This is a genomic window from Rhizobium mongolense subsp. loessense (assembly GCF_900099775.1).
GTDB classification, from domain to species: domain Bacteria; phylum Pseudomonadota; class Alphaproteobacteria; order Rhizobiales; family Rhizobiaceae; genus Rhizobium; species Rhizobium loessense.
Genome location: NZ_FMTM01000001.1, coordinates 1,474,168 through 1,486,310, shown reverse-complemented (window position 1 = coordinate 1,486,310; position 12,143 = coordinate 1,474,168). Strand labels below are relative to the sequence as shown.

The 12,143-nt window shown below is 60.2% G+C and carries 8 protein-coding genes and 1 pseudogene; 5 read left to right on the top strand and 4 right to left on the bottom strand.

The annotated features are described in order from the left end of the window. Positions 1–144 precede the first annotated feature (144 nt). From BLP23_RS07495 to BLP23_RS07475, 5 genes are read left to right on the top strand one after another with little or no spacing between them, the layout of a single operon-like run. The gene (locus tag BLP23_RS07495) at positions 145–1,626 is read left to right on the top strand and encodes a DUF6212 domain-containing protein (RefSeq protein WP_092584163.1); all 1,482 of its coding nucleotides are present in this window, start codon (positions 145–147) and stop codon (positions 1,624–1,626) included. Next, positions 1,616–4,294: a glycosyltransferase gene (locus BLP23_RS07490; protein ID WP_092584162.1), complete on the top strand. Its 2,679-nt coding sequence runs from the start codon at positions 1,616–1,618 to the stop codon at positions 4,292–4,294. The genes BLP23_RS07495 and BLP23_RS07490 overlap by 11 nt, the downstream gene beginning before the upstream one ends. Positions 4,295–4,333: 39 nt before the next feature. Continuing rightward, on the top strand, positions 4,334–5,512 hold the full coding sequence (locus tag BLP23_RS07485; protein ID WP_092584161.1) for a polysaccharide pyruvyl transferase family protein: 1,179 nt from the start codon (positions 4,334–4,336) through the stop codon (positions 5,510–5,512). 39 nt (positions 5,513–5,551) lie between these two features. Further along, positions 5,552–6,724, top strand: a complete 1,173-nt coding sequence (locus tag BLP23_RS07480; RefSeq protein ID WP_092584160.1) for a polysaccharide pyruvyl transferase family protein — start codon at positions 5,552–5,554, stop codon at positions 6,722–6,724. A gap of 4 nt (positions 6,725–6,728) precedes the next feature. After that, a complete protein-coding gene (locus tag BLP23_RS07475; protein WP_233426643.1) occupies positions 6,729–7,856 on the top strand; it encodes a glycoside hydrolase in 1,128 nt (375 codons plus the stop codon). 190 nt (positions 7,857–8,046) lie between these two features. Here the strand turns inward: BLP23_RS07475 and BLP23_RS07470 are convergent, their stop codons facing one another. From BLP23_RS07470 to BLP23_RS07460, 4 genes and pseudogenes are all read right to left on the bottom strand, one after another. Beyond that, on the bottom strand, positions 8,047–8,805 hold the full coding sequence (locus BLP23_RS07470) for a GGDEF domain-containing protein (RefSeq protein WP_092584158.1): 759 nt from the start codon (positions 8,803–8,805) through the stop codon (positions 8,047–8,049). 538 nt (positions 8,806–9,343) lie between these two features. After that, positions 9,344–9,502 (bottom strand): annotated as a pseudogene (locus BLP23_RS33010) (transposase domain-containing protein); the annotation flags it as partial. Between the two features lie 46 nt (positions 9,503–9,548). Continuing rightward, a complete protein-coding gene (locus BLP23_RS07465) occupies positions 9,549–10,745 on the bottom strand; it encodes a mandelate racemase/muconate lactonizing enzyme family protein (RefSeq protein ID WP_092584157.1) in 1,197 nt (398 codons plus the stop codon). A 17-nt stretch (positions 10,746–10,762) separates the two neighbouring features. Then, the gene (locus tag BLP23_RS07460; protein ID WP_092584156.1) at positions 10,763–12,124 is read right to left on the bottom strand and encodes a mandelate racemase/muconate lactonizing enzyme family protein; all 1,362 of its coding nucleotides are present in this window, start codon (positions 12,122–12,124) and stop codon (positions 10,763–10,765) included. Between the last annotated feature and the right edge of the window lie 19 nt (positions 12,125–12,143).

The window sequence follows — 12,143 nt, the reverse complement described above, 5'->3', positions numbered from 1 at the left end:
TCTTTACGACGGCTAATTTTTATTATTGTGCACTGCAATGTTAGTTGTTAGGCTCCCTATATATGGCGCGGGATGATTTGGATAAATATCTGATTATTCGGCGTCTTTGCTTTTTGTTCCGAGATAATTCTTCAGAGGCCGCGCGTGCAAGAATTGACGTCTTCCGGCATTGGGAAACGACTGGTGACGAGAAAGCTGATAGCGGCATCGGACCGGGATCGATCATGCTTCGAAGGGAGCGATATCGAGCATCTGGTTGTTTACCTCGATGTTGATGGCCATCCTCCAGCGACATTGGAGAATGCTTTTCCATTGATCGCCGTCGCCTTTTCCGAAGAGGGCGAGGCGGATTTGCGGGAGCGTCTGGCGCTGCTTGGACCACTGGGAACTGTCCCCGCGGTTCCCATGCAGCGGCTTGATCTCGCAAATAAGTCGGACAGTTTTCCGCTTCTGCGGGCGCTGACCGAGGGCGGCGTCGGCCGGCTTGCCCGGTATAGCGCCTCAATCACCTCGGAACTTGCGATCCTGCGCCGGGAACGCGAGACGTTGCTGGAAAACTACCGGGCGCTCGAAGATGCGTTTCAGGCGCGAAACTGGGAGCCGGTTTCTGAAGTTTTCTCCCATGATCCCTACGCCGATCCAAAGGACGAGGGGATCGGGCAATTGCTTGCCGCCGCCTTCGTCGAGCAACTGCTGCCAATATCCAGCCTTGGCGTGGCAGGGTTTGCCCTTCACCTGCACTCGGTGCCCAGGATCACCGGAGAGCTTGTCGTCGTATTGAGCTGCCTCGAGAGCGGCGAAGGAGTCGCCGAGTGGACCGTACCCTATGCGCAACTCGTGCCGAACTGGAATTTCTTCTCGCTGCCCCGGGCCTGCGGAGGGGCTGCGCGCACGCTTCGGCTGCGGATCTCCGCGACCGGACCGGAGACCGTCGGCCTTTCTCTCGGCTATCCGATCGCCGGCGAGCGCTATTCGGCGCGGTCGGAACTCCCGCATCCGGATCTCGACCTGCGCCCACTGGCGTTCAAAGTGTTTACGGGACTGCCGGGAGTAAAGCCCGCCAGAACACCCAACATGATTGCGCCCAGCAGCCTGCTCGAAGGCCAGTACACTGTCGATTATCGCCTGGCGGTCGGTACGTTGAGGCAGATTGCGGACGTTTCGGTCACGCCGATCGTCCCGGAATTCCAGACGGTGCGCTTCCTCGAGCATGAGCATGCTGTTGTCTGCCACCCGTTGCCGAGTGGCATATCGGCAGGCGCGGTCAGTCGCGCCGTCGAGCCCGGAACGATATCCTTCTCGGCGAGCGCCTTTATCGATCATCCGGAAGGTCAGCCCGCGGCGGTCAGCTTCCTGATCGCACCGGCGAATTCAAATGCGCGTTCCGAAGTGGCCGAGCTTGCGCGAAAGGGCGCGGCCAAGCCGTCGGCATTCTTCAGCGGATGGCGTGAAGTCAGCTCCAGTGAGGTCGTCAACATCAACATCCAGCTGGACGAGCCGGCACGCGGCCCGATGGACCTGATGATCCTCAGCCGCGCAGTCACGGATTCGGTCGATTTCTCCTGGCTCAAGGTGTCCGGCTTCAGGCTGGTCAAACAATTTACGGAGGCCGCCGATGTCCAGTAACAGGGAGCCAACGGACCTGATCGCCGTGGCCATGCCCCTTTACGGTCACGCGGCACTTGCCCTGGAGGCGATCGAGTCGGTATTTGCCTCGAATGTTAGCAGCTGCCGGATCGTCATTGTCGTCTCGGTCGACGGTGATCCACGGCACGAGACGTTCGATCAACTGTTGCTCTTCGCCGCGGCCCATCCTTCCGTCCATGTCGTGTTCGGCCAAAACGCCGGTCCGGGTGGCGCGCGCAATCGCGCCATCAACTTCGTCCTCGAGCGCTTTCCAGAGACGAAGGCTGTCTATTTCCTCGACGCCGACAATCGCGTCCTTCCCGGCACCATCGAGACGCTTTACCGGCACCTCCTCTCCAGTGGCTGCGGGTGGGTCTACACGAATATCGACACATTTTCGGTAAGCTGGCGCGCTCACTACGGCAACCGCTATTCACGACTGGTCCACTGCATCACCGACAACATCTGCGATACGGGATCGATGATCTCGATCGAGGTTTTTCAGCAAGGCGTCCGCTTCAACGACGACAGGCAGAACGGCTTCGAGGATTGGGAGTTCTGGCTGTCCTGCATCGAGCATGGTTTCGTCGGCACGCCCTGCCATGACACGGTCTTCGAATACAGGCTGAGGGCGGAGAGCCGCTTCAAGGAGGCCAATCGAGACCGCGCCACGTCGGTAAGCTTCCTGCGCAAGCGCCACAGGCCGCTGTTCCAGCGGCCGATGCTGGTGGATTTCGAGCATGAGGAGTGCCCGCGCTACCTGTTTGCACGAACGGAAGATACGGCGATCTCCTTCTTCACTGATCCTACCAAGCCACCGATGATGCTTCGCCTCGACGACATCATACCGGCGTTCTGGGGCAATATCGGCGAGCCCGACAATGAACATTTCCCGCCTTTCCTGGTCGCCGGAAGCGGCGCGGCGCTCGACCTTCTGCGGCGTTCGCGCATGCTGCCGAACGTGCTTGCCCATCTTGAGCGCCTGAGCGAGAACAGCAACGTCGTCTTCGTCCAACTCGCCAACGATGCCGCCCAGCGCAAGATCGAGCCGATCGTTCATGGGGCGGGCGCGCAAAAAATCGGCCCCGCCGATCTCGTTTTCCTTTCGATCCGGCTCGTCCAGGAGGTGGTCCAGAACAATGCTGTGGACTGGTTCGCCTCGATCGGAAGCCAGCAGGTATGGCCGACATCGACCGTTCTGAAAGTGCACTTCCCTTTTCCAAGAAGCCTCCCGCGCCGCTCTCTCATCACGCCTCAGCAGGTGATGATCAATTGCGTCAACGCAATTGCCATGAGCCCCCTGCGCGAGACGGCGGGCAGGCGGTGGACCTGGCGTCCCGCCCGGCTCGTGCCTTACACTGATCTCTACAAGGCGCTGCGCAAGGAAGTCGGAGGATCACCAGTCCTGCCGCTCGGCCATAGCGAGGGCAAGCGGACCGTGGCGCTGCTCGTGCCGAATGCCTCGTTCGGCGGAGCCGAAAAGGTCGTCTATGCAGCCGCCCGGGAATTGAAGGCGGCGGATTACGAAACTCATCTCTTCGTGCTCGGCACGTCCCGGATGGATGTGATCGATGAATTCGATTCCAGCTTCGACTACATTCACTTCTGGGACGCGGGAATTCCGGCCTGGGGAGGGTCGGGCTCCTTCCTGGGACAGGATTTCATCGACGAGGGGCATTCGGTCGACTGGGAGGCGCTGAAGGGACAGCTTTCCGGCTTCGACCTGGTCATCAACAACCACGTGATGGCCGTCCATCCCCTCATCGCGCGACTGCGCTCCGAAGGCACGCGCACGGCCTGCTATCTTCACGTCGTGGACAACACGGCCTTCAAGAGGCCTGCCGGTCAGCCCTTCGCAGCGATTGCCCATGAGCATTGCTACGACGCCTTCCTAACCTGCTCCGAACAGCTCAAGATCTATCTGCACAGCTACGGCGTCCCCCACGAGAAAGTCTTTGCCGTCGCGAACGGAGCGAGCTTCTCGGTACCGCCCAAGGCCCTGGCGGAGGTTCTGGCCGTCAGGCGGATCGAGCGCAGGGATGACCGCTTGCGGCTTCTTTACATGGGCCGGTTCGATCAGCAGAAGGGGATCGACCGGCTGGCGGCAGCGCTCGCGGAACTGCGGGCCTCCAACGTCAATTTCGAAGCCCGGGCCATCGGAGGGGAAATCCTCGCCGATTCTAGGGTCTCCTGGAGCGAACGGCTGAAGGACCTGGGCGTCGACGTGCGCTCGCCCGTCTTTGCGAGCAAGGATCTGATCAAGGCGCTGGGCTGGGCCGACGTTCTCGTCATGCCCTCTCGATGGGAGGGCGCGCCGCTGATGATCGCCGAGGCGCAGCAACTCGGCTGCGTGCCCATCGCGACCGCGGTCGGCGCGGTGGACGAGCTCATTACCGACGGCGAGGACGGCATACTCATCAACGCGCCTTCCGATCCTCAGGTGGTGAGGGAGATGGCGCGGATCATCGAAGAGGTCGCGCGCAATCGCGAGAGGCTCGCTCCGCTCATGGAGGGCTGCATCAGGACCGCCGCACGCCGGTCATGGGCTTCCTCTTTCTCGGATTTTATCTCTTGGAGCGATCGGTCCGTGAAGAATTCGTCACTGTCCCGCGCTGCGGTCTTTCGCGAGCAGGCGGCGGCAAATCCCGTGGTCGCGGCAATTGGCTGATTGCCGCGCCGCTTCTTTGAAACAGAAAGGTCTAGTCGAATGCGTCCGCGAATTCTCGTGACGGGTATTCCCGGTCACTACACGCGTCTTGCCAACGGCGCCCACGGCCTGTCCGTCTCCTATGCGGAGCGGCAGAAGCAGCCGGAAACGAAGGAGGAGTTTCTGCAGGAGCTGCGCAACATCAGCAATACCGGGAACTACCTCATCGGTGAGGGCGCCCTGCATGCGCTCGCGCCACATGCGAAGCAAGTTCCCTTCTGGCATCTCTACAATTTGAGCAAGAACGGCAATGGATTCGACGAGTTTAACGCCAACTTCGACATCTGCGTCTTCACCTGCGCAAACCTCTTGCGCAAGGGACTTTCCGCGGACGCAGAGGCGGATGTCCTAAGCCGACTCAATATGCCGATCGTCATGCTGGGCATCGGCCTGCAGAACCGCAAGGACCTTGAGAACAATCTTCCGGAGGGTACGAAGCGGCTTCTGGCCGTCCTAAAGGAGCGTGAGCACTACTTCCTGACACGCGGCTACGAGTCCGCCGGCTTCCTGAAGGACCAGGGCTTCTCCTTCGTGCGCCCGACCGGTTGCCCTTCCGTCTATTTCATGCCGGACAACATGCGCCGGTCCATGAGGAAGCTGTCGAGCGTAAACATCGGCAAGGCGCGGACAATCTTTTCAGGCTATCTCGGCGGCGATCAGGATGCGATCCTTGATGCGAACGCGCTGGCCCCGCGGGACACCGTGCCTCAATACGTGGTGCAGGACGAGTTCCTCCACTTCGATATGAAGGTGGCGCCTAACGACGAGGGACGCGTCTATGATTCCGCATCGGGCCTGATGATCGGCGATCTGGCCTATCCCGGCACTGAGCGGGAGACGCAGCGGTTCGAGATTCGCACCTTCTTCGACACCAACCAGTGGCGCGCCTGGGCCTCGTCGATGGACTTCAATTTCGGCCGTCGTTTCCACGGCTCGATCATCGCCATGCAGGCGGCTGTGCCGAGCCTGATGGTGGCGGTGGACGACCGCATGCGCGAGATGCTGGGCTTCACCGGCCTACCGGCCGTCGACATCACCGAGGTCGAGAAGGCCGAGAACCGGGCCGAGTTCGTGGCCGATCATCTGGCAAAGCTCAACACGAACGAACTTGTCGACCGCTATTCCGACCGCGAGCGCGCCTTCCGCACCACGCTTCGTGAAATCGGCATCGGTCTATAGCGGCCTGAGGGCCATCACTTTTCGGTTCAGAGGACAGTTATGCGTATCTTGCTTACGGGCATTCCATCCTATTTGCAGCGGACGATTGCGGACGTCTCAGGCACGACCGTCATCCATCGGCCCTACTTCGACGAAACCAGGACCAGGAAGGACCTGATCTCGCAGGTCAGGAAGATCGCCAACACCGGCAACTATCTGATCGGCGAAGGAGCGGCTGAGAGCCTGCGCGGTCATGACGTCACCTATCTGCCGTTCTGGCATCTCGCCAACAATCGGGACTCGAACGAGCTTTACGAGCGCGTGAACCGCGAATTCGATTTGTGCGTCTTCGCCTCCGCTAATCTGCTGCGTCCTGGCTATTCCGCCGATCTCGAAGCGGAAATCTTCGCGAAGCTGAAGATGCCGGTTGTGGTGATGGGCATCGGCATCCAGCGCAAGGAAGGCCTCAAGGATCAGCTGCCGGCTGGCACGATCAAGTTCCTGGAGGTGCTGAGGAACAAGGAAAGTTTCTTCCTCACGCGTGGCTACTTCACCGCCGAATTCCTGAGGGAGCAGGGGATGAAGTTCGTCAAGCCGACGGGCTGCCCGTCGCTCTACTTCTCGCCGAACGACATGAAGCGTTCGCTTTCGGCACTTGCCAATCCGGGACTGGCGGAGGCCCAGAGGATCGTCTTCGGCGGCTATCTCGGTAGCGTTGCCGATACAATCGTCGATGCTCATGCGCTGCTCAAGCCCGACAGCGTGGCAAGCTATGTCGTCCAGGACGAAGTGGTTGCCTACAGCCTCTCCCTGACAGGTGACGATAATGACATCGTCTATGATCGCGCGAGCGGGCGCATCACGGGAGGGACGGAGTACAAGCATTCGGAGAAATGGCAGCGGAAATACGAGCTGCTGGTCTATTTCGATACGAACCAGTGGCGCGGGGCGATGTCCGCGCGCGATTTCTGCTTCGGCCGCCGCTTCCACGGCTGCATCATCGGCATGCAGGCCGGCACACCTGCCCTCATGATCGCGGTCGATGACCGCATGCGGGAGATGCTGGAATTCATCGGCTTCCCCTATATCGAGGCAGCCACTTGGAATAGGGAGGCGGACAAGCGCGCCTATCTCGCCAACTTCCTCGGCAAGATCGACACGCAGGCCGTGATCGACCGTTATTCCGCTTGCGAGGCGAATTTCCGCAATGCTCTGGGGCAGGTCGGACTTTGAGCGGATGAGGGTGTTGGCGCAAACGCGAGCGCGCCTTGCTTGCGCGCTGGCAGTGCTCTGGGCCTTTGCCCCGGCGCTGCCGGCGGGCGCTGACGAAGTGCTCTCCGATCGTATCGGAATCAACCGCGTAAACCTAGCCTGGCTTTCTCGCGGCGATCAGGAGCGCGTACTGAATGAAATCGTGGCAAGCGGTATCACCCATGTCCGGCTTTCGCTGTCGAGACCGGTGGACAAGAGCATCGAAGCGCTCGAAATGGCGGACCGGCGGGGGTTGAAAATCCTCCTCGAGATCCAACTCGGCAACAAGGATTATTATCCCGCGGAGGCGCGTTCTCGCACCGGTTTCGGCCGCATCTGGGATGTTCAGCGGCTTTCGGATCTCGATCTCGATCTCTACCGAGCGCAGTTGCGCTCGGCGCTTCGCCGCATTGACGAATTGGGCATCCGCATCGACGCCGTCGAGCCCGGAAATGAAATAAACTACAGCGCTTACAACGGCGACCTCGTCGTCTATGAAAAACCTGGGCGGCAGACGCCGCGCAACGTTTCGGAAGTCGCAAATCGCTCGGCCTTCGAACGCGGGCTCGACGCATATGTCGGCGCCCTCCGCATCACCCGGGAAGAATTGCGGGCGACGGTCGATAGCCGCGACGCGCTTCTGATTTCGGCCGGACTTTCCGACGTCGGCACTGGCGAGGCCGACCGCCGCGGCATGGAACGGCTCGAACCCGGCGAGTTCATTTCACTCCTGCGGAAGCGGGGGATCGATGCGCTGGTCGATGGCTACGGCATTCATGTCTACCCGGGGCGCAAAGATGACGCGGCGCTTGCACGCTATGTGACGACGCTTCTCGACTTTTGCCGGCCTGAAGGGGAAGGCAAGCCGTGCTGGGTGAGCGAATGGGGCATTGCCAACACCGCGCTTTCCTGCCCGGTCGATGATCGCGAGCGGGAAGTGGCGGTCCGTGCCGTGCGCCGCAGCTTCGCGGAGCTGATGGAGAAGGGAAGGCTGAAAGCGGCCTTTTACTATGACTGGGACACCCAACCGGTCTACAGCGTCTGGCGTTGCGGCGCCTTGAGCCCGGCCGGCGTTGCGGCCACCGAGGCCAATAGCGGCGGGGTAGCGAGATGACGGGTCAAATCTGTCCGTTCGTAGCCAAGGTCCGCGCGGCCGCGATGGGAAACGGTGACGGACGGTCGGCGGATACACAACTGGTTGCATTCCCCGTCCCTGTTAAGGATAAGACGACGGCCGCCGGAGGCAGCTCTGGTCTAAAGACCGTAAAGCCCGATTATTCGCGGCAGACCCTAAACCCTCTCGGTCACGAGAACAGCTCCCGGAATAGGGGTGGGCCAGCTTCTTCCTCCGCGAGGGCGGCGCGGTTAGCAGCCTCGCGAAGTGCCTGAAAGTCGGCCTGGTCCTCGACCCTGGTACCGCCAAGCCGCACCGTCACCGATATCTGGCGCTCTTGTCCGGCTGTGAACGTGGTTTCCTGCACCCGCGCGCGGATGCGCTCGCAGATGTCGCTGGCATTTTCCGTTGTTGTGCCGGGCAAATAGATGCCGAGTTCGTCGGAGGCAAGGCGGGCGACGAGATCACCATAGCGCAGGGAAGAATGTACGATCCGAACAATCGATTGAAGCAGCGTGTCGGCCCATTGCGGACCATAGCGACGACCGATCTCATCGAAATTACCGACATTGAGAACGAGCATAACGCCATCCGGGTTTTCCGCGCTGCTCACGCGCCTGCGGTCTATCGCTTGCTCGACTGAGTTCGCAAATTCGCTGGCGCGCAATGTACCCGTGACGGGATCATGACGGAGCGCGTACTGAAGTTCTTTTTGGGTATCACGAAGCGCGTCGTTGCGCAGACAGATTGCCAATTGAAACCGAAATGTGAGAGCAGCCGATATTAACGCCACGGCGGTCAATTCCACCCAAAATGGAGGTTCGGGAACAAGCAGGCTCAGTGCCCAAACGACCACTGTCGCTCCAGTCGCAGAGGCGAGGGCGCGGAGCGTTGCCTTCTTGATATGCGGGGCGATTACGGCCTGGCGACAACGAAATTGCAGAGTCATCGATTAACGGAGCTTTTGCAGTGGTCGCTATCTTTAAGGGCTTCGGTGAAATACCAGGTGAATAAATCTGATGGCATTTTAGCAATGGGCCACGAAGAATTTGATCGTCACGTCAACCAGATCACGGCCTGCGAGACCCAGGCCAATGAGCTCGTTTAAAAAACATTCGCACCTTCTGCGTTAACGCCGGGAGTATTTGCTTCAAACACAGAAAACCGTGGAGGCCTGCGGCTCGATTGCCATAGGGTGAAAATTTACAAGTCTCCGCGCCATCAGGCCCCCGCAACCAAATTCCAAATGGACCATACTCAAAAGCCCGCCTCGTGCGGGCTTTTTGCGTTGCCAGAAGAGAGCAATATCGCTGGCGCGAAGACTTCATCTTCGCTGGCAATGGTAGCTCCTCGTCCTGCGGACCATAACCTGAAGGGTGAGCGGTCGCTCGGGCCGGCCCGATAAAACAGTCCAGTGGACTGTTTTAAGACCCGAACGGGACAAATCCTGAAACCGAAACCAATGAGTAAGCGTCTAGCGAGACCGTTCAGGCGGCGTGGTTCCAAGGCATGAGCGCCTCAATCTTACTGCTGGGCCATGCGTTAGAGAGGCGATCAAGCGTCTGAGTTAGCTAGGCCTGTGGATCGACGTTGTTCATTTTGGCGGTCTGGAGAAGTGTCGCGATGGTAGCCCAAGTCCTGCCTCCACAGTAATTTGCGTAGACGATTCACGTCGTGCAGGTGGAGGGAGGTTCAGTCGAAGAAGCCCGCATCCTCTTCCCTGAGATATCTCCTGGCCGCTTCGGCGTCGATATCGAGGCCCAGCCCCGGCGCTTCCAGTAGGTCCACCATGCTGTCCTTCACGATCTGCGGTGGCAAGCCGATTACCAGATCCTCCCACCAGGGGTCAGCGGCGCTCGGATATTCGAACGCGATGTAATTTGCAGGCAAGGTGGCGCAGACATTGATCAACGCGCCGAGGCCTAGCAGGCCGTTGGCGACCCCGTGCGGTGCCATCAGGATCGAGTGCATGTAGGCGTGCTCAGCGACCCATTTGAGTTCGGCAATGCCGCCAACATCGGCTGGATCAGGGCCGATGACGCGCACCGCCTGCGTCTCGATCAGTTCCTTGAAATTGTGCCGCAGGTAGATCTGCTCGCCAGTGTGGATTGGCGTCGTGGTGGAGATGGTCAGTTCCCGATAGGCCTGCGGATTGACCCACGGCACATAGTCGCCGGTCAGCATGTCCTCGAGCCACATCAAATTGTACTTCTCGACCGCGCGAGCGAACTTGATCGCATCGGGCAGCATCCAGCCCGGACCGCAGTCGAGCGCCAGGCTGACTTTGTCGCCCAGCACTTCCTTCATCGCGATCACGCAGTCGAGTATGTGATTGAAACCGCGCTCGCTGATCACGCCCTGATCCATGGCACCGTGATAGCCGGCCTTCTGCGTCACGCCGTAGTGGAAGCCCTCAATGGTGTCCTTCATGTTGGAGTGGAACGAGATTCCTTGCTTGACCATGAAGAAGTTCTGCGGCTGCTCCATCATCCATTTGACGTCAGCGGCGTAATCCTCCGGCCGGTCGCCCGTGCGTTTCTGGCGGATCGAGCCGTTGTAGACGCGCACCTTGTCGCGCACCTTGCCGCCGAGCAGTTTATAGACGGGCACGCCCGCGGCCTTGCCGGCAATATCCCACAGCGCATGCTCGATAGCGCTCACCGCCGCGCCGTAGGGCTTGAAAGAGCCGCGTTGGCGGATCTTCAGCATCACTCTCTCGACGTCAGTCGGATCCTCGCCGATCAGCGCCTCGCGGAAATGCAGCACCCAGGGCTTGAGGTAGGACTTGGTGAATTCGACTTCGCCCAAGCCATGGAGGCCCTCGTCCGTCACGATGCGGACGATCGGGTGTTTGCCGATAACGGCGCAGCGCAGATCGGTGATCTTCATTTTCGTTCCTTTCCGCCTCAGCTCCAGGTGCGATCCCAGGAATATTCATCGTCCCAGTGATCCGTGGGCTGCCAGATGCCGGTGATACCCGGCTGCAGATGTTGCGAGATCATCTCGTCGACGACGTCGTCAATCCCCAGGCCCGGCTTGTCCGGAACAGTGATAAACCCGTCCTTCACCAGTGGCTTGGGAAGGCCGGTGACGATATCGTCCCACCAGTCGACATCGGCGGAATGGTATTCGAGCGCCATGAAATTTTCGGTCGCCGTCGCGACATGTGCGGCGGCCATTGCGGCGATTGGACTTTCTGCCATGTGGATGGCCATGGCGACACCATGGTCCTGCGCCATATCACCGATCTTCTTGGTCTCGAGGATGCCCCCGCTGGTGAGCAGGTCCGGATGGATAACGGAGACGCCGCCGCTCTTGAGCAGAGGCTCGAAGCCCTCCTTGAGGTATATGTCCTCGCCGGTGCAGATCGGCACCGTGGTTGCGTCCTGCAGTTGTCGGTACTGCTCGGTATACTGCCATGGGATCACATCCTCGAGCCAGGCTGGCACGTATTTTTCAATTCGCCTGGCAAGGCGAATGCCGTTCTGCATGGAGATATGGCCGATATGGTCGATCGCGAGTGGAACCTGCATGCCGATGACCTCACGAACCTCGGCAATGTATTGCTCAAGCAGGTCCAGGCCCTTGTCGGAAAAGTGGAGGCCGGTAAACGGGTGCGGGACGTTATGCAAATCGTACGCAGCGTTGCGGACGCGCCGCTCTTCAACGGTCTTCAGCGGGCCGCGGCCGGGGTGGTCGCGGTACCCTTCCAGTGAGCCGGCAGGAAAAACGACCGCACCGGGCACCTCCGCGATCTGCATCAGCCCCAGATCCATCTTGAGGAAAGTGAACCCGAGCTCCATGCGTTGCTTGAGGCGCCTGCCGGTCTCGGTGCCGCTCGGCACGGTGGCATCAGTGTCGCAGTAGACACGCACTTTCTCCCGAAACCGGCCGCCGAGCATCTGGTAGATAGGGACGCCATAGGCCTTGCCGGCAAGATCCCACAACGCGATTTCAACCGCCGATACGCCACCGCCTTGCCGGCCGTGCCCGCCGAACTGCTTGATCCGGCGAAACAGTCGATCGATGTGGCAAGGGTTCTCGCCAAGCAACCGGCTCTTCAGCATCAGCGCGTAGGTGGCGCTGGCACCGTCGCGCACCTCGCCAAGCCCGACGATGCCCTGGTTCGTGTAAATCTTGAGCAGCACCGAGGTGAACGGCGCGCCGACAATTTCGGCTACCCGCATGTCGGTGATGCGAAGGTCGGATGGCTTGGAATGCGTGTTCACCCGATTGAGCGCCTCGTCGGCTCCATCTGCCTCTGGCATGATTTATCCTCGTTGTGGT